The organism is Bradyrhizobium sp. AZCC 1588, assembly GCF_036924735.1.
GTDB lineage: Bacteria > Pseudomonadota > Alphaproteobacteria > Rhizobiales > Xanthobacteraceae > Bradyrhizobium.
In genome coordinates this window covers 418451-442138 of record NZ_JAZHSC010000001.1, presented here as the reverse complement: position 1 = coordinate 442138, position 23688 = coordinate 418451, and the positions used below count along the sequence as shown (strand labels likewise).

At 63.5% G+C, this 23688-nt stretch carries 19 protein-coding genes and 2 pseudogenes; 13 read left to right on the top strand and 8 right to left on the bottom strand.

The genetic code is table 11. The features are described 5' to 3' along the window. Positions 1-4: 4 nt before the first annotated feature. Both V1277_RS02135 and V1277_RS02130 read right to left on the bottom strand, forming a co-directional pair. Positions 5-784: a transporter substrate-binding domain-containing protein gene (locus V1277_RS02135; protein WP_334414824.1), complete on the bottom strand. Its 780-nt coding sequence runs from the start codon at positions 782-784 to the stop codon at positions 5-7. Between the two features lie 231 nt (positions 785-1015). Beyond that, positions 1016-1570: a PAS domain-containing protein gene (locus tag V1277_RS02130; protein ID WP_334414823.1), complete on the bottom strand. Its 555-nt coding sequence runs from the start codon at positions 1568-1570 to the stop codon at positions 1016-1018. Between the two features lie 599 nt (positions 1571-2169). On the opposite strand from V1277_RS02130, the gene V1277_RS02125 reads away from it, so the two are divergent. Beyond that, positions 2170-2967, top strand: a complete 798-nt coding sequence (locus V1277_RS02125) for a rhomboid family intramembrane serine protease (protein WP_334374472.1) — start codon at positions 2170-2172, stop codon at positions 2965-2967. Between the two features lie 187 nt (positions 2968-3154). Beyond that, the gene (locus V1277_RS02120; protein ID WP_334374473.1) at positions 3155-3583 is read left to right on the top strand and encodes a CBS domain-containing protein; all 429 of its coding nucleotides are present in this window, start codon (positions 3155-3157) and stop codon (positions 3581-3583) included. Positions 3584-3668: 85 nt separating this feature from the next. On the opposite strand, the gene V1277_RS02115 is transcribed toward V1277_RS02120, so the two are convergent. Continuing rightward, entirely contained in the window at positions 3669-4724 is a 1056-nt protein-coding gene (locus V1277_RS02115; RefSeq protein ID WP_334414822.1) for a patatin-like phospholipase family protein, read from the bottom strand. A 311-nt stretch (positions 4725-5035) separates the two neighbouring features. Here V1277_RS02115 and V1277_RS02110 point away from each other — a divergent pair, with 311 nt between their 5' ends. Next, positions 5036-6031 carry a hypothetical protein gene (locus V1277_RS02110; protein WP_334414821.1) on the top strand — a complete coding sequence of 332 codons (996 nt, stop codon included), beginning with the start codon at positions 5036-5038 and terminating at the stop codon, positions 6029-6031. A 165-nt stretch (positions 6032-6196) separates the two neighbouring features. Further along, the gene (locus V1277_RS02105; protein WP_334414820.1) at positions 6197-8680 is read left to right on the top strand and encodes an EAL domain-containing protein; all 2484 of its coding nucleotides are present in this window, start codon (positions 6197-6199) and stop codon (positions 8678-8680) included. Between the two features lie 3 nt (positions 8681-8683). Here the strand turns inward: V1277_RS02105 and V1277_RS02100 are convergent, their stop codons facing one another. Together V1277_RS02100 and thrS are read right to left on the bottom strand one after the other, a co-directional pair. Then, positions 8684-9247, bottom strand: coding sequence for a nitroreductase family protein (locus V1277_RS02100; protein ID WP_334414819.1), 564 nt, complete (start codon positions 9245-9247; stop codon positions 8684-8686). A gap of 82 nt (positions 9248-9329) precedes the next feature. Continuing rightward, entirely contained in the window at positions 9330-11375 is a 2046-nt protein-coding gene (gene thrS / locus V1277_RS02095; RefSeq protein ID WP_334414818.1) for a threonine--tRNA ligase, read from the bottom strand. A 287-nt stretch (positions 11376-11662) separates the two neighbouring features. Here thrS and V1277_RS02090 point away from each other — a divergent pair. Together V1277_RS02090 and V1277_RS02085 are read left to right on the top strand one after the other, a co-directional pair. Further along, positions 11663-12836: pseudogene (locus V1277_RS02090) on the top strand (MFS transporter). A 13-nt stretch (positions 12837-12849) separates the two neighbouring features. Then, positions 12850-13101 (top strand): annotated as a pseudogene (locus V1277_RS02085) (MFS transporter); the annotation flags it as partial. Positions 13102-13125: 24 nt separating this feature from the next. Here the strand turns inward: V1277_RS02085 and V1277_RS02080 are convergent. Continuing rightward, positions 13126-14373 carry an alpha/beta hydrolase gene (locus V1277_RS02080; RefSeq protein WP_334414817.1) on the bottom strand — a complete coding sequence of 416 codons (1248 nt, stop codon included), beginning with the start codon at positions 14371-14373 and terminating at the stop codon, positions 13126-13128. A 356-nt stretch (positions 14374-14729) separates the two neighbouring features. Here V1277_RS02080 and V1277_RS02075 point away from each other — a divergent pair, with 356 nt between their 5' ends. Beyond that, positions 14730-16100, top strand: coding sequence for an APC family permease (locus V1277_RS02075; RefSeq protein ID WP_334414816.1), 1371 nt, complete (start codon positions 14730-14732; stop codon positions 16098-16100). 2 nt (positions 16101-16102) lie between these two features. Then, on the top strand, positions 16103-17320 hold the full coding sequence (locus V1277_RS02070) for a hypothetical protein (RefSeq protein WP_334414815.1): 1218 nt from the start codon (positions 16103-16105) through the stop codon (positions 17318-17320). A gap of 34 nt (positions 17321-17354) precedes the next feature. On the opposite strand, the gene yidD is transcribed toward V1277_RS02070, so the two are convergent. Beyond that, positions 17355-17708: a membrane protein insertion efficiency factor YidD gene (gene yidD / locus V1277_RS02065; protein ID WP_334374482.1), complete on the bottom strand. Its 354-nt coding sequence runs from the start codon at positions 17706-17708 to the stop codon at positions 17355-17357. A gap of 238 nt (positions 17709-17946) precedes the next feature. Between yidD and V1277_RS02060 the strand changes: the two genes are divergently transcribed. Further along, positions 17947-18888: a hypothetical protein gene (locus V1277_RS02060; RefSeq protein WP_334414814.1), complete on the top strand. Its 942-nt coding sequence runs from the start codon at positions 17947-17949 to the stop codon at positions 18886-18888. A gap of 135 nt (positions 18889-19023) precedes the next feature. Here V1277_RS02060 and V1277_RS02055 read toward each other — a convergent pair whose 3' ends face one another. Next, positions 19024-19473, bottom strand: a complete 450-nt coding sequence (locus V1277_RS02055) for an iron-sulfur cluster assembly scaffold protein (protein ID WP_028349133.1) — start codon at positions 19471-19473, stop codon at positions 19024-19026. Between the two features lie 245 nt (positions 19474-19718). Here V1277_RS02055 and folE point away from each other — a divergent pair, with 245 nt between their 5' ends. The 4 genes from folE to V1277_RS02035 all read left to right on the top strand — a co-directional run bounded on the left by folE (position 19719) and on the right by V1277_RS02035 (position 23613). Next, entirely contained in the window at positions 19719-20456 is a 738-nt protein-coding gene (gene folE, locus V1277_RS02050) for a GTP cyclohydrolase I FolE (RefSeq protein ID WP_334414813.1), read from the top strand. A gap of 30 nt (positions 20457-20486) precedes the next feature. Beyond that, positions 20487-20915, top strand: a complete 429-nt coding sequence (hisI, locus tag V1277_RS02045) for a phosphoribosyl-AMP cyclohydrolase (protein WP_334414812.1) — start codon at positions 20487-20489, stop codon at positions 20913-20915. A gap of 226 nt (positions 20916-21141) precedes the next feature. Continuing rightward, positions 21142-22155: a transglycosylase SLT domain-containing protein gene (locus V1277_RS02040; RefSeq protein WP_334414811.1), complete on the top strand. Its 1014-nt coding sequence runs from the start codon at positions 21142-21144 to the stop codon at positions 22153-22155. Between the two features lie 282 nt (positions 22156-22437). After that, the gene (locus V1277_RS02035) at positions 22438-23613 is read left to right on the top strand and encodes a DUF2336 domain-containing protein (protein WP_334414810.1); all 1176 of its coding nucleotides are present in this window, start codon (positions 22438-22440) and stop codon (positions 23611-23613) included. The last annotated feature ends 75 nt before the right edge of the window (positions 23614-23688 follow it).

The following is a 23688-nucleotide window of genomic DNA, read 5'->3' as shown; positions in this document are numbered from 1 at the left end:
GCGCTTAGAAGCCGGGCGGTAGTGGTGCCTTCAGCCACTTCTCCGACAATTTTCCGATCTCGCCAGATGCCTTCGCCTTGGTGATGATCTCGTTGACCTTGGCGAGCAGCGCCGGCTCGTTCTTGTTGAGTCCGACATAGCAGGGGCTGTCCTTGATCACGAATTTCAGCGTCGGCGCGCGGGCAGGGACCTTTTCGGCGATCGCAGCCGCGACCGTGTTGCCGGTGGCGATCAGATCGACCTGGCCGGACACGAAGGCCGCGATGGTCGCGTTGTTGTCCTCGAAACGCTTGATGGTCGCGTCCGGCGGCGCCGAGGCGGTCAGCGCCTGCTCCTCGATCGCGCCGCGGGTGGCGCCGATGGTCTTGCCCTTGAGATCGGCCACGCTCGCAACTGTGATCGCCTTAGTGCCGAACACGCCGGAGAAGAACGGCGCATAGGCGATCGAGAAGTCGATGACCTTTTCGCGCTCCTCGTTCTTGCCGAGGCTGGAAATCACCAGGTCGGCCTTGTTGGTCTGCAAATAGGGAATGCGGTTGGCGCTGGTCACCGGAATGATTTCGGTCTTCACCCCGAGTTCCTTGCCGATCAGATTGGCCATGTCGATGTCGTAGCCCTGCGGCTTGAGATCGAGCCCGGCGGAGCCGAACGGCGCAAAATCCTGCGGCACGGCGATCTTGATCACCTTGGACTTCATGATCGAATCGAGGGCGTCGGCATGGGCCTGCGTCGCCACCGCGGCAGTGGCAATTGCGGCGGCAAGCATCAATCTCTTGAACAGCATACTTGGGATCTCCGAGGTTACGGCGAATACGCGCCTCCGAGGTTTTCTCTCGGTGCGTCTCATTCAGCGGATGTGGCCCGGCTCCACGTCTTGGTTCGACCCTGCCTGACGCCTCGCATTTAGGCAATGCTTGGTCGTGCTTTTTTTGGAGGCTTTTTGTGGGTCGATTTCGAGCATGATCACGCGACCATGCGTTGGGCTGCAGCGTTCGACATACCCGACGGTTCGTGACTACCGCAGGCCCTCATACACCATGAAGCCGCGCGCGATCGCGAGCTTGCGCAAGGCGCGCGGGACGAATTTTTGCGGCCGATGCAGATAGCGCCACGACGTCACCTTGAAATCCCTGATCGTGCCGAGATCGCTTTCGAACGGCGCCAGCAATCCGGTCAAGCTGATCGGCGCATGCGCGCGGTTGTTGAAAGGCAGCAGCAGCAACTCCAGATGCGCCGTCGTGCCGTCCTCCGACGTCGCGGTGATGCCGGCAATCGCCGCCAGCATTTCTTCGGCGACGTAGCAGATGATGTCCTCGATCTCGCGGCGGCTGTCCGGAGTGAACAGCGCCGAGAAACTCGCGTCCTTCATGTCGCGGCCGAGCAGGGCGCAGACCCGCGTTCCGGCGACACGAAACGGATAGCCGGCCTCGTTGTCATAGGACAGCACGAAGATGTCGCCGAGCAGCTCGCGCACCGCGCCGGGTTCGATCTCGCTACGGTCCGGTGCCCGCGCGTCGCCGCGTTTCGCGTCCCAATAGGCGAAGAACTCGCGGCTCGATGGGTGTTTCATGCTTACCTTTCCCCGGCTTGTCTTGGCGGGACACATCTGTCCCGCTTTTGCGCAGCACGCCTTCCCTTGTTCGTTGTGCAGGACAGGCTGTGCAGCGTCCATGCCGGGGACGCGATTTGGCCGCGCGGGTCGCGGCTTTGCGTTGTTAACGTTAAGTTAACTATGCGGTTGGCGGTGGTGCTGCGCCGCGCGTAATGTGGAACGCATCAGGCGGCGCCGACTTATCTGTCCGGCGCGGTTGGTACACAGGTGGCGTCAAACAGTTTGGTCATCGCGCGGGGAGGGGCGGGGATGTGATCCCGGCTCCGGGCGCGAAAAGGCCAGCAAGACAAGGGAGAGCTTTCTCAGAGCTCTCCCTTTTTCTTTTGAGAGAAGGTGGCCGCACCCGTGTCCCGGACGCGGTGCAGCGTTCTTCACGCTGCTCCGCAGAGCCGGGACCCAAACGCAGCCACATGGGTCCCGGCTCTGCGTCGCGTCACTCCGTGCCGCGCCGCGTCCGGGACACGGGAATAGCTGCGATTGTGCACTTGCACAGGGCGGGTAAAGCCGCCTATCTGGGCCCATACGACTCGAAGCCGCCAGCTAAGGTCCTGGACCCCTTGGAATCCCAGTCTTACTCATCCCCGGTCGAGCCGCCGGACGCCCCGCACGAGCCGATCTTGACGCTACCGGGCGCGCTCACGGCCTATATCGCGCTGATCGCTGCGATTCATTTGCGGGTGCTGCTGCCGGTTGAGCTGGAGAACTGGACCATCGACGTCTTCGGCTTCATTCCGAAGCGCTACGACTCCACCTTACTCAACATCACCTTTCCCGGCGGGGACGGCGCCAAGGTATGGACCTTCGTCACCTATTCGCTGCTGCATGCCAATCTCAGCCATATCGGCTTCAACCTGTTGTGGCTGTTGCCGTTCGGCAGCGCGCTGGCGCGCCGGTTCGGTGCCGTCAGGTTCTTCGTCTTCATGGCGGTGACGGCCGCGGCGGGCGCCCTGGCGCATCTCGTCACCCATGAACACGCGATCGCACCGATGATCGGCGCCTCGGCCTCGGTATCCGGCGCCATGGCCGCCGCCATCCGCTTTGCCTTCGTGCGGGGAAGTTTTCTTTCGTTCCACCGGGGCGATGCGGATGCCGCCGCGAAGGTTCCGGCGCTGTCGCTTTCCCGGGCGTTGCGCAACGCGCGCGTGCTCGGATTTCTGGCGGTGTGGTTCGGCGTCAACATCATCTTCGGCCTCGGATCAATCTCGATCGGCGCAGAAGGCGCCAGTGTTGCCTGGCAGGCGCATATCGGCGGATTTCTCGCCGGCCTGATGCTGTTTTCGCTGTTCGATCCGGTACCGCGTGCGACGCCGCATGCCGCGGATGCTTCATGGCCGGACGAATCTGGCCGCGTCTGATCGCCGCTTGCGGCGAGGGGCGATTTCATTCATCATCCGCACTGGTTGTAACGCAAGCCAATGCCGCTGCCATGGATGACAGCCGCGCTTGTAACCGCGCCCTGAAACGAAACCGGCGCGGAACTGTTGATTGAAGCTCACGAACAAGTCGGGCCCCTTGGGCACCAACGGATTCAGGGAGGCGACAATGACGGTACGTTCAATTCTCGACACCAAGGGCCATCAGATCATGAGCATCGAGCCGGATGCCAAGCTTTCGGCCGCGATCAAGATCCTTGGCGACCGCAAGATCGGCGCCGTGCTGGTGATGAACCAGGGACGCGTGGAGGGGATCCTTTCGGAGCGCGATATTGTCCGCGTGTTGGGCGAGCGCGGCGCCAGGGTGCTCGAGGAGCCGGTCAGCGAGGTCATGACGAGCAAGGTCGTGAGTTGCCGGCAGTCCGACACCGTCGCGGGGATCATGGAAATGATGACGCTCGGCAAGTTCAGGCATCTGCCCGTTATCGAGGACGGCAAGGTGGTTGGCCTGATATCGATCGGCGACATCGTCAAGCGCCGTGTCCAGGAATATGAGGCCGAGCAGGAAGCGCTGCGCGACTACATCAAGACGGCGTGAGCTCGTTTTGACGCGTTTTCTTGGCGTGAGCCGGTGACCACCCTCGGATCACGTCCGAGGGCATACTTCGCTTGAGAACGCTACGCTATTCCTTGTCAGGCTTTTCGAGCGCCTTCTCGGCGTCGATCTGCGGCGGCGCCAGGATATGGATCGCCTCCTGGATCGAGTCGATCGCCCGCTCGGCCGCTTTCACGCCGTGGGCGATCAGATCGTCAGCGCGATGAAAATCGAACCAGCCGATCTTGCCGACGCGGGGCGAGATCAGGAGATCCGGCGGATCGCCGGCAAGCCGAGCGCGGGTGATGCGGTCCTGCATGATGTTGAAGGCATCGACCATGACCGAGGAGATGCCCGGCCGTCCGCCGCCACCGAAGAATTCGCGCTTCATCGTGCGCTCGGCGGAGAAGAATTTTCCGATGCCGCGTTTGCGCGGCTCGGGTTCGGGCAGTGCTTCCGGCATCACCGATACCGAAACGCCAGCCGTCGGGCCGTGGGAATAGATCGTCGTGGAGTGCGCGAAGACATCGCTGGAGAGATTGGCAGCGATCACGATTTCCGCGCCGAGCGCGCGCGCCGCCGACACCGGCACCGGATTGACCAGGGCGCCGTCGACCAGCCAGCGGTCGCCAACCAGGATCGGCGAGAATATTCCCGGCAGCGCGTAAGAGGCGCGCATCGCGTCCACCATTGGGCCATGGGTCAGCCAGATTTCGTGGCCGGTGCGCACTTCGGTCGCGACGGTGGCAAATTTCACCGGCAGATCCTCGATCAGGCTTTGGCCGAGCGCCGCCTCTAGTTGGGCCGCAAGCTTGGCGCCGCCGATCAGCCCCGAGCCGTTCAGGCGGATATCGAGATAGGAGAGGACCGTTCGCGGCTGCAGGCTGCGCGCCCATTCTTCCAGCGTGTCGAGATGTCCCGCGGCATAGGCGCCGCCGACCACGGCGCCGATCGACGTTCCGACCACGACGTTGGGAAAGATTCCGTGGGCCACCAGGGTGCGGACGATGCCGATATGGGCAAAGCCGCGTGCGGCGCCGCCACCCAGCGCCAGTCCAATTACCGGCCGGCGGATACTGCCGAGCCCGACCTTGTCTTCGGCGTCGGAGCCCTTTTGGCCGCGGCCCATCCAGCTATCCAACACGCCAACTCTCCTGCGGCCTTGAAGGATATCCGCCGCGGCGTGGCCGCGCCAGAATTTCCGCCAGTCCTTTCCGTAAGCATGGTTTATGCCCGGCCAAATCGGGCTAGACAGGGATTGTGACGGGGCCGCGGCCTCAAGATCAACATCGGGTGTGGCGCCCGGTTCCGTAACCTCCCGGGGGCCGAACCGGCCGTTGGTGGCTTGAATTTGCCGCGTTTTCGGTGAAAAGCATGCCCATGATTTCGCGGGGTGACGGTATCGGTAGATTCGGGCGGGGCAGATGGCCTTTCCCGGCGGTGGCGGTCGCCTTCATGCTGGTTGCTTTGTATCCGGCCCCGGTCTCGGCCCAGTGGTTCTCGGATCGCCCGCCTCCGGTGCCGCCCGCCGTGGTTCCGGACACCCAGACCGGGCCTGCCATGAATCTGGCACCGCCATCGGGGACGGGGGCGGTTCCACCGCTTCCCGCGCCGCTGAACCAGCCGACCATCGTTCAGCCACAAGTCACCGCCGTGCCACCGGTGGTGCCGCCGCCGGGTGCGGCGACTGCAGGCCAGGCGGTGCTGTCGCTCACGGCGCGCTACGGCAAGGACCTGCCGGTTATCAACGGCGGGCTGGTGTGGCGGGTGTTCGCCGACAAGCCCGACGATACCGGCACGTTCAAGCTGATCCGCGAGGAGCGCGGCGCGACTCCGAACATCGTGCTGCCGCCCGGCAATTACGTCGTCCATGTCGCTCTCGGCCTGGTCAGCGCGGTGCGGGCGGTGAGCCTGAAAGCCGAGACGGACCGCGTGGCTTTCGTGCTTCCGGCCGGCGGACTGCGCATCGAAGGCCGCGTCGGCACCAGCAAGATTCCCCCGAACCAGATCTCGTTCGCGATCTACAAGGGCAGCCAATTCGAAGGCTCCGAACGCACCCCGCTGCTTCCGAACGTCGCTGCGGGCGACGTCGCGCTGCTGCCGGAGGGCACCTACTACATCATCTCCAACTATGGCGATGCCAATTCGGTGGTGCGCTCCGACATCCGCGTCCAGGCCGGCAAGCTGACGGACGTGACCGTCTCCCACCGCGCGGCGGTGATTACGCTGAAGCTGGTCAGCGACAGGGGCGGCGAGGCGCTCGCCAACACCGCATGGTCGGTGATCACGCCGGGCGGCGACGTCATCAAGGAATCGATCGGCGCGTTTCCGCGTGTGGTGCTGTCCGAAGGCGAGTACCGGGCGATTGCCAAGAACGAAGGCAAGGTTTTCGAGCGCTCCTTCAACGTCGTCAACGGCGTCGACGGCGAGGTCGAGGTCGTGGCGCGCTGACCGTTTGCGCGTTTGGCTGTCATAGTCTCTAATGCCGACTAACCATCGCGCAATTTAAAACTGTCATAATCGCCATATCGGCGTACCGCTGCCGCAATTTTTACACAGCCTTAAACCCGGCTGCATTGGATGCCGCAGGATTGAGTGCGCGTAGCGGGGCAGGTCATGGTTGCGGCCAACAGATCGTCGAAAAAAACGTCAGAGAAATTCAACACCGAGATGTTCGCCGACGTCCCGGTCCTGAAACGCAAATGGCAGGCCGCATTGCGTCCGGGCGACAGGCTGCCACGCTATGAAGATGTCATGCTCGGCAGCCTCGGCCGGCTGGCGGATCACATCGTGCTGCTGCGGAACGACAACGACACGCTCGCTGTCTTGCATACCGGCCGCTACGTCCAGCAATGGCTGAATGATGATCGCTGGGACATTTCCTTAAGTGCATTGCCGCCCGATTGCGCGACCGCGCTCGGCGAGGCAGCATCCAACGCGCTGCAGAACGGTCGTCCGTACCTCGCCACGGCGCATTGCGTGCGCGATGGGCTGGTTCGGACCTATGACGTGCTGGCGCTGCCGACGTCGTCACGCTGGGGTACCACCCTGGTCGGCGCCTACGTCAACGAGCGCGACGCGCAAATCAACCTGCTGGACACGATCTTCTCCGCGACCGACGAGGGCATGCTGTCGCTGGCGGCTATTCGCGATGCGGACGGGCAGCCGTCCGATTTCCAGATCGTCCATCTCAATCAGGGCGCCGCGCGGCTGCTGCGGAAGTCGTCGACGGAATTGTTGTGGCACAGGCTCGGTGCGGGCGGAAACCTGTTATGCGCGCCGGAGGTGACCGAGCGTCTGCGCGACATCATCGCCAGCGGCAATGGTGGTCAGATCGAAATCAACAGCGAGGACCGCTGCCTGCGGTTGGGCGTGACGGCATTCGGCGACATGCTGTCGCTAACGGTTTCCGACGTCACGGCGCTGAAGCGGAGCGAGGTTTCATTCCGCCTGCTGTTCGACAACAATCCGATGCCGATGTGGGTGTTTGATGCCGAAACGACCCAGTTCCTGAACGTCAACGACGCGGCCGTACGGCATTATGGCTATCCCCGAGAAACCTTCCTGCAGATGCAACTTCGCCAAATCTGGCCGGAGGACGAATGGGCAAGCCACAGCCAGGCGCTGCAGCAAGTCGGCGATGTCTATAATTCGAGCCGCGACTGGCGGCATCTCAAGGCCGACGGCAGCGAAATCCATGTGCTGACATTTGGGCGGCGCGTCGCCTTCGACGGGCGTGACGGCTATCTGGTGGCCGTCGTCGACATCACCGAACGCCGCGCGGCGGAAGCGCGAATTGCCCACATGGCCCATCACGACGGCCTGACCAACCTGCCGAACCGCGACTTCTACCAGCAGCGCCTTCGCCAGGCGCTCGAACGGGCGGCGACCGGCAACAGGCGCGTGGCGGTGCTGTGCGTCGATCTCGACCTGTTCAAGAACGTCAACGATTCACTCGGCCATCCGATGGGAGACCGCCTGCTGAAGCAGGTGGCCGAGCGGCTGAAATCCGAAGTGCGTGGCGACAATCTCGCCGCGCGGCTTGGCGGTGACGAATTCGCCATTGTGCTGGTCTCCGAGGTGTCGCCGAACGACGTGAGCGATTTCGCCGACCGGCTGATCGGCGTATTGAGCGCGCGCTATGACCTTGACGGCATCGAGGTGGTTGTCGGCGCCAGCGTCGGCATTGCGCTATCGCCCGGCGATGGCACGAGTTGCGAGGAATTGATGCGCAACGCCGACATGGCGCTCTACCGGGCGAAGTCCGATGGCGGCGGCGTCCACCGCTTCTTCGAGCGCGAGATGGACCGGCAGGCGCAGAGGCGCCGCGACATGGAGCGCGACCTACGCCGCGCCTTCGCCAGTGGCGAATTCGAACTGCACTATCAGCCGCTGGTGGATATTGCGGCCAATCGGATCAGCGGGTTCGAATCGCTGTTGCGCTGGCGCAGTCCGGAAAAGGGCATGATCTCGCCGGCCGATTTCGTTCCGGTCGCCGAGGATATCGGATTGATCGTGGCGCTCGGCGAGTGGGTGCTGCGCGAGGCCTGTTCGGAGGCAGTGAACTGGCCGGATGACATCAAGGTCGCCGTCAACCTGTCGTCGGTCCAGTTCCGCAGCCGCAACCTGGTTCAGGCGGTGATTTCGGCGCTGGCGCATTCCGGTCTGTCGCCGCGCCGGCTCGAACTCGAGATCACCGAATCGGTCTTCCTGGCCGAAACCGAAGCCAATCTGGCGATCCTGCATCAGCTTCGCGAGCTCGGCGTCAGCATATCCATGGACGATTTCGGCACCGGATATTCGAGCCTGAGCTATCTCAGGAGCTTTCCCTTCGACAAGATCAAGATCGACCGATCGTTCGTGAAGGACCTCGTCGAGCGTACCGATTGCGTTGCGATCGTACGCGCTATCTCCGGCCTCGGGCGCAGCCTGAACATCACGACGACGGCGGAAGGCGTCGAGACCATGGACCAGCTCGACTGGCTGCGCGCCGAAGGCTGTAACGAGGTGCAGGGTTTTCTGTTCAGCGCAGCAAAGCCGGCATCCGAACTCGCCGCGTTATTGTCCGGGTTCGATAAGCGGGCTTCGAAGGCGGCGTGAGCCCTAGAACCGTGTCACGATGTCCGACAGCGCCGGGCGAGGGCGATCCTCCGCGGGCTTCGACGGCGTGCCGATATGGATGAAACCCGCAAGCTTTTCATCCGCCTTCAGTCCGAGCCCGTCGAGCACGTCGCGGTCGAAGGCGAACCAGCCGGACAGCCAGCAGGCGCCATAACCGAGCGCGGTGGCGGCGGTGACGATGTTCATCGCGCTGGCGCCCGCGGACAGTTCCTGCTCCCACGCCGGCACCTTGGGATGCGGCTTTGTAAAGCTAACCACGGCGATCACCAGCGGCGCGTCCATCAGCCGGCGTTTCTCGACCTCGATGTCGGCGGTAGGAGCAGACGGATTCTTTTTCGCGAAGACCTTGGCAATGACGTCGCCGGCCCGCGCGCGGGCGTCGCCCTCGAACACGATGAAGCGCCACGGCGTCAGCTTGCCGTGATCGGGCACCCTCGCGCCGATGGTCAGGATGGTCTCGAGTTCGCCCGCGGTCGGGCCGGGTCCGCTCATCTCGCGGGGCTTGACCGAGCGGCGGATCTTCAGGAGTTCGATGGCGTCGGGCACAAGGGTCTCTTTCGTCGGAAGTGGCTGTGCCAGAGATAGTGGCACAGCCGGTCCAGCGGAAGCGGATTTAGACCGATTATGATCAGACCGCGGACCGCGCCCGCTTGACGTCCGGCGGGGTCGCTTCCTCGACGAGAGCGGCCAGCGCCTCGGCCGTCGGCATCACCTTCTGCCCATCGCTGCCGAGCCGGCGGATCGAGACCGAATGGGTCTCGGCTTCCTTCTTGCCGACGACGAGCAGGGCAGGGATCTTCGCCAGCGAGTGCTCGCGGACCTTGTAGTTGATCTTCTCGTTGCGCAGGTCGATTTCGACGCGCAGGCCGGCGCGCCGCGCGGCAGCCGCAACCACCTTGGCGTATTCGTCGCCTTCGGACGTGATGGTCGTGACCACGACCTGGATCGGCGCCAGCCAGAGCGGGAAATTGCCGGCGAAATGCTCGATCAGGATGCCGATGAAACGCTCCATCGAGCCGCAGATCGCGCGATGCACCATCACCGGCGCCTTCTTCGAGCCGTCGGCATCGATATAGAACGCGCCGAACCGTTCGGGCAGGTTGAAGTCGACCTGCGTGGTGCCGCATTGCCAGTCGCGGCCGATGGCGTCGCGCAGCACATATTCGAACTTCGGCCCATAGAACGCGCCTTCGCCCGGGTTGATCTCGGTCTTGATGCGGTTGCTGCCGCCGGCCTGAATTTCCGCCAGCACGGTGGCCATCACGCGCTCGGCATGATCCCACATCTCGTCGGTGCCGACGCGCTTCTCCGGCCGGGTCGAGAGCTTGACCGTGAGCTCGCCCTCGAAGCCGAAATCGGCGTAGGTCGACAGGATCAGCTCGTTGATCTTGAGGCACTCCTCGGCGAGTTGGGCTTCGGTGCAGAACACATGCGCGTCGTCCTGCGTGAAGCCGCGCACGCGCATCAGCCCGTGCATGGCGCCGGACGCCTCGTAGCGGTGCACCACGCCGAACTCGGCCAGACGCAAGGGCAGGTCGCGGTAGCTCTTCAGGCCGTGCTTGAAGATCTGCACGTGGCCGGGACAGTTCATCGGCTTCAGCGCAAACCAGCGCTTATCCTCCGCCTCGTCGCCGGCGGACTGCGCCGCGAACATGTTCTCGCGGTACCAGTCCCAGTGGCCCGAGGTTTCCCACAGCCCCTTGTCGAGAATCTGCGGCGCATTGACCTCGTCATAGTCGCCGGTCAGGCGGCGGCGCATATAGGCAATCAGCGCCTGGAAAATGGTCCAGCCCTTCGGGTGCCAGAACACCACGCCGGGGCCTTCCTCCTGAAAGTGGAACAGATCGAGCTCGCGGCCAAGCTTGCGGTGGTCGCGTTTCTCGGCTTCCTCGATCTGCTTGAGGTAGGCGTCGAGCTCTTCCTGCCTGGCGAATGCCGTGCCGTAGATGCGCGTCAGCATCGGGTTGTTGGCATCGCCGCGCCAATAGGCGCCCGCCACCTTCATCAGCTTGAAGGCGTTGCCGATCTTGCCGGTCGAACTCATGTGCGGGCCGCGGCACAGGTCGAACCAGTCGCCCTGGAAATAGATTTTTATGGGCTCGTCGCCGGGAATGGCGTCGACCAGCTCGACCTTGAAGGCCTCGCCCTTGTCGCGGAACACCTGCTTGGTCTTCTCGCGATCCCAGACTTCCTTGGTGAAGGGCTTGTCGCGCGCGATGATCTCGCGCATCCGCTTTTCGATCGCCGCGAAATCTTCCGGCGTAAACGGCTCGTTGCGGAAGAAGTCGTAATAGAAGCCGTTCTCGATCACCGGGCCGATCGTGACCTGCGTGCCCGGCCACAGCGACTGCACCGCTTCGGCCAGCACATGCGCGCAGTCGTGCCGAATCAGTTCGAGCGCGCGCGGGTCTTCGCGGCTGATGAGTTCGATCTTCGCATCGTGCGAAATCGGATCGTTGAGGTCGGCGACCACGCCGTCCAGCGCCATCGCGACCGTGCGCTTGGCGAGCGAGGGCGATATGCCCTTGGCGACGTCGAGCCCGGTGGTGTCCTTGGCGAAGTCGCGCTTCGCGCCGTCGGGGAAGGTGAGGGTGATTTTTTGCACGGGTTCGGCCGGTTTCAAATTCGCAAGGCCAAATTGGAACCCCGATGCGGGTGCATTGCTGTCAGGCATTGGCGTCTCCTAAAGCTCACTCCTGCGAACGAGCGCAGGTAAGCGGGAAAGCAGCGGTATAGCAGGGGATTCGGCCCCTGCAATCGGGCAATTTCGCAAAATAGGCCGTGATGGCAGGGCCGCAAGGCAAACATCTGGCCGGGAAAGAATGCTTCTCCGTCACGGCGACGTGCGCAGAGCCGCTCGGCATCAGCGCCGTCAAATCAATGAAACTCATAACAAGCGATGACAAATAATCCGGTATCGCGTCCTTTTCTTGGCACGGCTCACAGTCTACATGCATCTGCATGAAACATGTGCCCGGGCCCGTCCACGCCGAGCGCCGCTTTGCACCGACTGCGCTGATGCTCGGCAACGTTGTCACCGGCTGCTCGGTATTGGCGCCGGCCGGTATGCTGGTCGAACTGTCTGCCGGTCTCGACGTTTCGATCCGCACCGCTGGTCTTCTGATCACCTTCGGTGCGATCATGCTGTGCGTCGGTTCGCCGGTCACGGCGTGGCTGACTTCAAGGATCGAGCGCCGCACCCTGTTGACGGCCACCCTTGCGGTGCTGGCGCTCACCAACATTGCCTCCGCCTTTGCGCCGGACTACGCGAGCCTGCTCGCCATTCGCCTGGTCATGCTGGCAATCGGCGCGCTCTACACGCCGCAAGCGGCGGGAACGGCCGCACTGATCGTGCCTGAAGAAAGACGCGGCAGCACCATCGCCTATATCTTTCTCGGCTGGTCGCTGGCGGCGGCCGTCGGTCTGCCGGCGATCACGTTCATCGCCAGCCGCTATGGCTGGCAGGCGGTCTATGGCGCCATCGGGGCAATGAGCTGCCTGAGTTTTCTCCTGCTGGCGTGGCGTCTGCCTCGCGGGCTGATGGGTGCGCCGGTCGATCTCAAGACCTGGGCAGCGATCGGCCGCAACCGGATGATCCTGCTGTTGCTGTTGATCACGACCGCGCAGATGTCCGGCCAGTTCGTGGTGTTCACCTATATAGGCCCCTTGCTGGCGCGGCTGACGGGCGCGGGCCCGGACCCGATCGCCCTGGTATTTGCCTTCTACGGTATCTGCGGCGTCATCGGCACCGCGATCGGGAACCCGCATCGTCGATTCCTGGGGCGCGTGGAAGACCTCGATGCTGTTCACGTCGATATTGCTGGCCGGCGTGAGCGGATGGGCGCTCAGCGCCGGCATCTATCCGCTGATGGCTATCTCGGTCGCGATCTGGGGTATTGGATTTGCTTCCACCAATTCGATGCAGCAGGTGAGGTTGGTCGGTGCCGCGCCTACACTGGCGTCCGCATCGGTGTCGCTCAACACATCCGTGCTCTACGTCGGACAGGCCATTGGTTCGGCCATCGGCGGTTTCCTGTACGCGCGCGATTTGCTCTTCGCCAACGGCTATGTCGGGGCGGCCTTTGTCGCGCTTGCACTGACGACGGTGATCCTGACCAAACCCAGGAAGGTCTAATCGCGACGACGAAGCCGCTACCGGTTGCTCATTTGCTTCCACCAATTCGATGCAGCAGGTGAGGTTGGTCGGTGCCGCGCCTACACTGGCGTCCGCATCGGTGTCGCTCAACACATCCGTGCTCTACGTCGGACAGGCCATTGGTTCGGCCATCGGCGGTTTCCTGTACGCGCGCGATTTGCTCTTCGCCAACGGCTATGTCGGGGCGGCCTTTGTCGCGCTTGCACTGACGACGGTGATCCTGACCAAACCCAGGAAGGTCTAATCGCGACGACGAAGCCGCTACCGGTTACCGGTTTGCGTAGGGGACACTCGCAACCCGGGTCAAAGCCGGCGTTGCGGCCATCTTGACCAGCACGTCCTTGACCGGGTGCTCGGTCCAGGCCTGCGTGACGTAATCGCGATGGGTGACGCCGTCGGGCGTCTGCACGAACACGACGCTGCCGGGCTTCAACGGCCCGTCCATACTCTCGGTGACGGCGATGCCCCTGTCGCGGAGCATCTGCATCAGCTCCAGGTCGCGCCGCTTGGTGTAGCGGGTATACGAAGAGACAAAGAAGCCGGTCCGATTTTTCTCGATCCACGACGCGAACTTGTCGAGCTCGCCATAGACGGCGTCGAGCAGGAACACACCGCGGACCCGGTTGGGAAGGCCGCCGACTTCGAGGCTCCACGCCGTCGGCAGGAAGCCGCCGCTATAACCGACGATCACGATCGGCATGTTGGCGAATGCCTGCGCCGACTTCGGATCGCCGTGGAGGCGGGCGAGGTGGCTTGCCGACTCCTCGATGAAGCGCTTGAAGCCGCCCGGCTGCCAGAACTTGCCGGCCGAGGAGTCGGCGGCGTTGACAGCCATTTGCGGGGCGAGCAGCACGGCGTTGACGCCTGAATCCGAGATCTGCTGCGGCACCAATTGGCGGTCGCGGACGTCGCGTTCCAGCGTCGCGCCGTTGCCGTGGAAGAACACCACGATCACGCCCGGCTTCCTGACATCGAACGTCTCGGGAACATGTACCAAGACGCGGCTGTCGTTGTAGGTCTCGTCATGCCAGTAGACCTTGCCGCTGTAGCTGCGATGGCCCTTGCGGTCGCCTTTGACGATGTTGAGGAACGGTTCTTCCGAGCGCGGATTGGTGCCGAAATAGGGGAAGGCGGAGGATTTCATGCTGACCAGCGTGGTCAGCTCTTCACGCTCATTGCGGGGTAGCGTCAGCGTTGGCGTCAGCGAGGCAATCCGCACCGGTTCGGTACGCACCGCGCGCTGCTGCGGCGCCAGTGCGACCTGACTCTGGACTTGCGGCAGGCTTTCACCCGCTGTCGGGAAACGGTCGGCGAATTGCGGCTGGGGGAAACGGTCGTCGAACGTGTCGGCGGAAGCCTGCGGCTTGGCGGTCCGGGATTTGGCGCCATCCGTGTTCGCCGCCAGCATTTCCGGGGTCGGCGCCTTGCCGCATTGAACCAGGACGAAGGATAGCGGCACGATCAGCGCGGCCATCGCCGCCCAGTGCCATCGAAGGGGCAGAACACGGCGCGGCATGGCCGGAGACGTCGCCCAGCTGGCGCGATCAACTGTCGGGAAATTCGGATTAGCTCCGACCATCCATCCCATTGCCCCAAGATCTACCGTCAACCGGCGTAAGCTCGCACGCGTTTAGGCGACGTTAAGCGTCCGGAAAAACTCCCCGCACCCGGAAGCCTGAGCAGACCATGCAATCGTGTCGCGATTGTGGGATCGCCACGATGTTTTCGCAATCCAGTAGTGGCCCGGTGCACTTGGAGGTACCATGCAACCTATTTTGTATCTCAATTTAAACCCTTGTTAACATTGCTTGAATTGAGGGGCGTCAGCCTGCACGATGAGCTCCTGGCTGGGCGCTGAAGGTACGGTCCGAGATGGCGGCATCAGAAACGGGAAGCCCGGCCTGGCCTGGCTCGCGCTCCGGCAGCGGCTCCAGCGTTTCGGTCGTGGTGGCAGTTGCCATCGTGGTTGCCGATATGGTCGGTGTCGGCGTCTTCACCAGCCTCGGCTTTCAGGTCAAGGACATCCCGTCGGGCTTTTCCATCCTGCTGCTGTGGACGGTCGGCGGCATCGTCGCGCTGTGCGGGGTGTTTTCCTACGGCGAGCTCGGCGCGATGTTTCCGCGCTCGAGCGGTGAGTACAACTTCCTCGGCCGGGCCTATCACCCGGCCTTCGGTTTTGTGGCGGGCTGGGTGTCGGCGACGGTCGGCTTTGCAGCGCCTGTGGCGCTCGCCGCCATGGCGTTTGGCGAGTATGGCAAGTCGGTGTTGCCCAACACGCCATCGCTGGCACTTGCGATCGGCGTGGTCTGGCTGGTGTCGCTGGTGCAACTCGCCGGCATCAGGCACTCCTCGACCTTTCAACTGGTCGCGACCATCCTGAAGGTGGTGCTGATCGTAGCCTTCCTGGTCTGCGGCTTCGTGATCGGCACCGCGCAGCCGGTTTCGTTCGCGCCATCGGCGTCCGACTTCACCCATATCGTCAGCGCACCGTTCGCGATCAGCCTTGTGTTCGTGATGTATTCGTTCTCAGGGTGGAACGCGGCAACTTACATTATCGGCGAGGTGAGATTGCCGGAGCGCAACGTGCCGCGGGCGATGCTGATCGGAACGCTGATCGTGCTCGTGCTGTATGTCGCGCTCAACGCCGTGTTCCTGCACACCGCGCCGATCGACAAGCTTGCGGGCCAGCTCGATGTCGCCCGCATCTCCGGCAGCTACATCTTCGGCGAGCTCGGCGGCCGCATCGTCGGCGCGATGATCTGCTTCGGGCTGATCTCCTCGATCAGCGCGATGATGTGGATCGGGCCGCGCGTCATGATGACGATGGGCGAGGACATTCCGGTGCTGCGGCCGTTCGCCAGCCGGTCGGCCAGCGGTGCGCCGGCCTACGCCATTCTGTTTCAGCTCACTGTCGCGAGCCTGATGCTGCTTACGCGCAGCTTCGAGGCGGTGCTCGACTTCATCCAGTTCGCGCTGCTGTTCTGCTCGTTCTTTACCGTGCTCGGGGTGATCAAGCTGCGCATCACGCAGCCGGACCTGCCGCGGCCCTACCGTGCCTGGGGATACCCGGTAACCCCTGTGGTTTTCCTGCTCGTGACCGGATTCATGATGTACTACCTTCTGACCGAACGGCCGTTGCAGTCGCTGCTGGGTCTTTTGATCATGTTTTCAGGTCTCTTGATTTACGCCGTCTTCCGCAAGCGGGTAGATCAAGTTCCCGTGGCCGCAACGGGTCGGGAATGAGCATGCTGCACTGTCTGAGAACGGCGACGCTTGCTGCTGTCATGCTGCTGGCGGCCGTGGCTGCCGTCCGTGCCCAAACCGCGACGGCGGATGACACTGCGAAATTTCTCGCAGGCCTGATGCCGTCGGCGGACTCGCCGCTGGCGCCGCTCACCAAAGATCCTGCCTGGCAACGGCACGCCAAATTCTTCGACACCGCGTTCGGCCAGCTCGAGCAGCGCCAATTGTCGCGGATCCGCGCCTGGGCAGATACCAATCTGGCGGCGCCGAAGCCGACCATGTTCTACATGTTCTCAGGCCCGGATTTTCTCTATGCGAACGCTTTCTATCCCAGGGCCTCGACCTACGTGCTGAGTGCACTCGAGCCGGTTGGCTCGGTGCCCGACCTGACGGGTTTGCCGCGCGGCGGCATCGCGTCCGCGCTCTACAACGTCGAACGTTCGCTCAGTTCGATCCTGAGCTTCAGCTTTTTCATCACCAAACAGATGAAGACCGATCTGCAGGCGGGCCAGATCAGCGGCACCTTGCCGATCCTCTATGTGTTTCTGGCGCGCTCGGGCATGACCGTGAAGGGCGTCAGTCCGATCTCGCTGGACGACAAGGGCGCGGCGTATTTCGCAGGCGAAAATCCTGGGCCGAATGCCGTGCGCGGCGTGCGCATCATCTTCGTGGACTCCGACGGCCAGGAAAAGACGCTGTATTACTTCTCGACCGATCTTTCCAACTCCGGCGTCAAGGCGAGCGGATTCCTGAAATTCTGCGCAACGCTCGCGCCCGGCAACAGCCTGATCAAGAGCGCGTCCTACCTCCCGCATTCCGGCAACTTCACCACGGTGCGCGACTTCCTGCTCAACAACAGCGCCACCATCATCCAGGACGATTCCGGAATTCCGCTTGCTTACTACAGCACGAGGAAATGGCGTTTGTTCCCGTTCGGCCGCTATCTCGGACCGATCGACGAATTCCCGGGACGCTACCAGGCGTCATATGCAGCACTCTTCCAGCGTGCGCAGCCGATCGATTTCGGCATCGGCTATCGCTGGCGCACGCCTGAATCGAATTTGCTGCTGTCGGTACGATTGCCCGACGATGGATCGCCCGCCACGGAGGCCGTGTCGTCCGTCGAGACGCCGCCGCCACCGCCGCGTCCGCGAAGGCCGCGACCGCCGGCGGATATCGGACCTTGGCCGAGGGGCGATGGATTCTTCTTCTGGCGCTGAGCGGCGGAATCCAGGCTCGCCGCGAGCGTTGCATTCACGAGGGGTTGACGCCGCGCCACCGTCCGTAGCGCCACGGCAGATACCATCGCGCACCCGCGGGCGTCGTAAGCGGCACGTTGTCGATGCCGGACGTACCCCAGGGATGGCAGCGCAACAGCCGCGCCAGCGTCATCCAGCCGCCGCCCCACAAACCGAAACGTTCGATCGCTTCGTCGCCATACACCGAGCATGTCGGCAGATGCCGGCAGTTGTAGCCGACCAGCAGCGACAGCGAATGCCGATAGATCCATATCAGCGCGCGTCCGGCATTGCGCGGCAGACGACGGGCGATGCTGGCACAATCCGTGCATTGTTTTTGCTGTGACGATGAAGGACCTGCCGATGCCATGCAGCACTATGTACGTAGTCTTGCGGGAGTTCCCAAGCCAGGAACTGAATTCCTGCAGATATTTAGCCACACTTAGGAATTATCGCACTGCAATGCAGCGTACCAAGCCAAGGTATTATGGACGACACACGTCAGCACAGTTACCGTTTTCATACGGATCGATGACAGAATCATCTCGCGCTAAAACGGGGCCATCGCCACCAGTCGTAGACGGGGCTGCTTGGGGGAAGGAACCAAATTGAGGTTTGAGACGTCGCTGAAACTTCGCGGCTGGGCCCTTCTCGGTGCCACCGCCTTTTGCCTCGCATTGCCGGGCGCGATCACGATGCTGGGTAATTCGGCGTATGCCGGTGGTACCCTCGAAGAACGCAAACAGCCAATGCATTTCAAGTGGAATGCATGCCAGCCGGATTGCAAGGGCTGGGTCTCGGCCGTCGGCATCGTCACAGGGGACAGTCCGCGGGCGTTCGACGAATTCGCCAAGGGCCGCCAACTCGCCGGCGCGACCATCGTGCTGGATTCCAGCGGCGGCTCGGTCAACGATTCCATCGCGCTTGGCCGGCGGTTCCGCAGCCTCGGCGCGCTGACGACCGTCGGCACCACGGTGCGCACGAAGACTCCGCGTGGCGAACGCGTCAGCGTGGCGCCGGAAGCCTATTGCGAGTCGATGTGCGTATTCCTGCTGCTGTCGGGCAAGACGCGTTACGTGCCGCCCGCCGCACATGTCCGCGTGCACCAGATCTGGATGGGCGATCGCGCCGATGACGCCAAGGGCTCGAGCTACAGCGCGCAGGACCTGATGATCGTGCAACGCGACATCGGTCGCCTCACGAAATATACCTTCGACATGGGCGGCACCGGCGATTTGCTGTCGCTCGCGCTCAGTGTTCCGCCGTGGGAAGATTTGCACCAATTGTCGCGCGATGAATTGCGCCTGAGCAATCTCGTCACGACCGATGCGGTCGCCGACGTGTTCCCGCAGGACAATGCGTCGGTGCCGATGGCCGAGGCCAAGCCTTCCAAGCCGCAGGATCGCTTCGTCAGTTCCGTGACGGAGGGCGATGCGCAGTCGCAGTCGGGCAAGTCGACCAAGACTGCCGAAGCCGCGGTTCCGACCGGCTCTGCGACCGCGCCGGCGCAGCCGGCTCAGCCGCAACAGAATCAGCCGCAACAGAAATAGGCTGCATCGCAACGCACGGTGGTCATCGTCCGCGAATGCGGATGATCCTGTACGCCGTGACGGCGGTGATAAATCGAGAATTCCCGGCGTACTGGATACCCCGCATTCGCGGGGTATGACGGCGATGTACCGGGTTCACGCCTGCGCCGGCTGCTTTGCCTTGGCTTCGATCTGGCCGATGGCGTCGACCACGGCGTCGAACGTCAGCATGGTCGAGGCGTGGCGGGCCTTGTAGTCGCGCACCGGCTCGAGCAGGGCGATGTCGGCCCATTTGCCCTGCGGGGGACCGCCGTTTTCCTTCAACATCTTGCGCACGGTTTCTCGCAGTTCACGTAACTCGCTAGCCGTCGAGCCCACCACATGGCTTGCCATGATCGAGGAGGAGGCTTGTCCGAGCGCGCAGGCCTTCACGTCATGGGCGAAGTCGCTGACCACGGGCCCGTCCATCTTGAGGTCGACCTTGACGGTCGAGCCGCACAGCTTGGAGTGGGCGGTAGCACTGGCGTGGGGGTCGGGGAGGCGACCGAGGCGGGGGATATTGCCCGCTAATTCAATGATCCGCTTGTTGTAGATGTCGTTCAGCATGAGAATCGGTGTCCCGGGCGGCGATCCGAGCGCCCTTGGCGGCTGGGTTTCATCGTCCTATATATGGACAGGAACGGCGGAAAAACAGCCCGGCCGTTTTGCCGTAGGCGGACGGACATGGACCAGACATGGAAACCAGTTCGGCCGTCAACGTGTTGTGGATGGGACTCAGGCGCCCGGCGGCAAAACCGCCCCGTCTGCCCGGTGACACTCCGGTCTTTGCAGGCCGGTCGAACGGAGAAGACATGGACGCATTGATCAAATCCCTCCGCCCTGGCAAGTCTTCCGATTTGAAGTCTTCCGATTTGAAGCCTTCCGAAGTGAAATCGCCCGACGTGGCCGCGGAAACCCGCCCGGCCGAACTCGATCCGGCCGAGTTCCTGGCCGCTGCCGTCCGCGCCGACCTGCCGCGCCCGTCGCGCGCCGAGGCCGAACACGCCGTACACACGCTGCTCAGCTATATCGGCGAAAATCCCGATCGCGAGGGCTTGCTGGATACGCCCCGCCGTGTGGTCGAAGCCTTCGACGAGCTCTATCAGGGCTATCATCAGTGCCCGGCCGAGGTGCTGGACCGCACCTTTGGCGAAACCGCCGGATATGACGATTTTGTCCTGGTCCGCGATATCGAATTCACCTCGCAATGCGAGCATCACATGATGCCGTTCTACGGTAGGGCGCATATCGCCTATACGCCGGTGGAGCGGGTGGTCGGATTGTCGAAGCTGGCGCGGCTCACCGATATCTTCGCCCGCCGCCTGCAGACCCAGGAGCACCTGACGGCCCAGATCGCGGCCGCGATCGACGAGGTTTTGAAACCCCGTGGCGTTGCCGTGCTGATCGAGGCGGAGCATACCTGCATGTCGGTGCGCGGCGTCGCCAAACATGGCGCGATGACGTTCACCAGCCGCTTTACCGGCATGTTCCGCGACAATCCGGCGGAGCAGCAGCGTTTCCTGTCCCTGGTGCGAGGGCCGAACCGGTAGCCTCGCCGAATTTCTCCGCGAGGCCCTGTCGTGTCCACATCCGCAACGACCAATGAACGTGAAGAGGGGCTGACCTTCCAGCCCAAATTCGACGCGTCCGGCATCGTGACTTGTGTGGCGACCGATGCCGCGACCGGTGACGTGCTGATGGTCGCGCACATGAACGAGGAAGCGCTGCGCAAGACGATCGAAAGCGGCGACGCCTGGTACTTCAGCCGATCGCGCAATGCGTTGTGGCGAAAAGGTGAGACGTCAGGTCAGACCCAGCGCGTGGTCGAGATGCGCGTTGATTGCGATCAGGATGCCATCTGGATTCGCGTCGAGCAGCAGGGCGCTGCGTGTCACACCGGGCGGCATTCCTGCTTCTACCGCAGGATCGAGGCGGCCGATGGCGGCACGCGCGTGTCGTTTGTCGATGCCGAGAGGCAATTCGATCCAGAGAAGGTGTATCGCAAGTGACTCTGTCATTCCGGGGCAGCCCGCAGGGCTGAACCCGGAATCTCGAGATTCTCTGGTGCGCAAGTGCGCACCAGAGTTCGCATCTTCGATGCGCCCCGGAATGACGGTGCGGCCCCTTAACCCCCTCTTAACCATAATTGCGGCAGTCTTGCCCTTGTAATAGGCACTGATTGCCAGCGCCTTGAGAGCCCGCGCGAGGTTTCGCGAGGAGCGGGGCACCACAGATATGGCGGTCGACACATCAAGCGCCACGGCTGCGGCAGGTGTCGATTCCGCGCGCGCGAGGATCGCGGGCTCGATCAAGCAGGCCGCATCCACGACGGGCGCCAGCTTCGAATATCTGCTCGCCACCGCCAAGATGGAATCCAACTTCAACCCGAAGGCCGCCGCAACCACCTCGTCGGCGCGCGGGCTGTTTCAGTTCATCGACCAGACCTGGCTCGGCACGGTGAAGGAGGCGGGTGCGCATCTCGGCTACGGCAAATATGCCGACGCCATCACCAAAAATCCGTCCGGCAGCTATTCGGTGGACGATCCCGCGGCACGCGCCGCGATCATGCGGCTGCGCGACGATCCCGACGCTGCCTCATCGATGGCGGCGGTGCTGACGCAATCCAACAGTTTCAAACTGACCGGCAAGATCGGGCGCCGCCCGACCGATGCCGAACTCTATATGGCGCATTTCATGGGCGTCGGCGGCGCCGGCAAGCTGATCCAGAACGCCGAGGACAATCCGAACGCGTCAGCCGTGCAGATGTTTCCGAACGCTGCGGCGGCCAATCAATCGATCTTCTATGACCGCTCCGGGCAGCCGCGCAGCGTCTCACAGGTCTATTCGGTGCTGAGCACGCGCTATGCGGCTGCCGCCAGTTCGCCGGTGACGCGCACGGCGATGGCGGCCGCCGGCGGCGATCTGCCCCGGCGCATCACGGTCGCGAGCGCGCCGGCAGTGATGGCGGTCGACAATGCCGCCTATCTCTCGAGCTTCCCGGATTCGCGCGCGGTGGCGGCAACGGCGCAGACCGCGTCGACGTCAACGGAGCCGATCTTCCGCTCGCTGTTCCAGGCCGGCGAACGCACACAGCCGATTTCGCCGGCGGTGCAGGAATTGTGGGGCAGCAATTCGTCGCCAGCGTCAGTTGCCTCCGCGAGCACCGTATTGTCGGGACATAAACCCGAAGTCCGCGCACCCGGCCGGCTCGACCTCTTCAGCGACCGCAGCGGCACGTTCAGTAGCTGACATTGACCCGTGTCCCGGGCGCGATGCAGCGCGCAGCGATGCGTCGCAGAACCGGCACCCATCGCGGTGGGCGAACTCGGATGGACCCCGGATCAGCAGCGCAACACGGCGCGTTGCGCAGCATCCGGGGAGCGGGATATTCGCAGCCGGACTTCCCACCCTTAACAAAACGTCAATGAAACCAGCCGTTTATGGTGAACCCTTTGTTAAGCGTCATGGTTTATTTTTTCTAATAGTGGCACCGCGTCACGGTGTCGTTTCAGGTTGCGTAAAGCCAGGACCATGATCGTTCGGCAGTTCATCAGTTGGATTCGTACCGCTCCGGCAGGCGAGCGGGCAGAGGCGACGCGGGCATTGGCGCGGGCCTGGTTGATTTCAGATCTCAGCGAGGATGATCGCATCGCTGCCGAAGGCGCGCTGCTGATGCTGCTCGATGACCCGTCGCCACTGGTGCGCCAGGCGATGTCGGAAGTCTTCGCGCGCAGTTCGGATGCGCCGGCCGCGATCGTGCAGGCGCTCTCGCTCGATCAGCCCTCGATCGCGCTTCCCCTGCTCGAACATTCGCCGCTTCTGATCGACGCCGACCTGGTCGACATCGTCGCCACCGGCAACAGCGAGACGCAATGCGCCATCGCCCGCCGCATCAATCTGCCGCCCTCGGTTTCCGCCGCGATTGCCGAAGTAGGTTCAGCCGCCGCGGCGCTCGAACTGATCGAGAATGCCTACGCCGAGCTCGCGCCGTTTTCCTGGGACCGTATCGTCGAACGTCACGGCCATCTCGCCGCGATCAGGGAATCGATGCTGGTGCTGGAAGGCCTGCCGGCCGCCACCCGCGCGGCGCTGGTCGCGAAACTCTCCGACACGCTGGCGCAATTCGTGGTCGCCCGGAACTGGCTGAGCGCCGACCGGGCAGGGCGGCTGGCGAGTGAAGCGCGCGAGCGCTCGGCCGTAAACATCGCGGCGCGTTCGCGCGGCGATGACATGCTGGGCCTGGTGCGGCACCTGCGCGCCACCGGGCAACTGACCGCCGGCCTGATCCTGCGCGCGCTATTGTCGGGCAATCTTGAACTGTTCGATGCGGCGCTTGCGGAGCTGGCCGACCTGCCGCTGGCCCGCGTCACAGCGCTGCTGCACGACCGCGGCGGCGCCAGCCTGCAGGCGCTCCTGATCCGCGCAGGCCTTCCCGAATCCACGTTCGGCGCCTTCCGTATCGCGCTCGAGGTCAGCCGCGAGACCGGCTTTGTCGACACGATCGGCGGCGCCGCGAGACTGCGCCGCCGCATGGTCGAGCGTGTGCTGACCCATTGCGAGACCGACCGCAAGGCCGCCGAGCCGCTCTTGATCCTGCTGCGGCGCTTTGCGACCGAATCCGCGCGCGAGGAAGCCCGCCTGTTCTGCGAGGAGCTGGTCGCCGACGAAGCGTTCGTGCCAGCCGTGCGCGATCTGATCGCGGCGTAAATCCAGCTTTTGTAGGGTGGGCAAAGCGAAGCGTGCCCACCCTTCCAACCGCGCAAAAGATGGTGGGCACGGCGC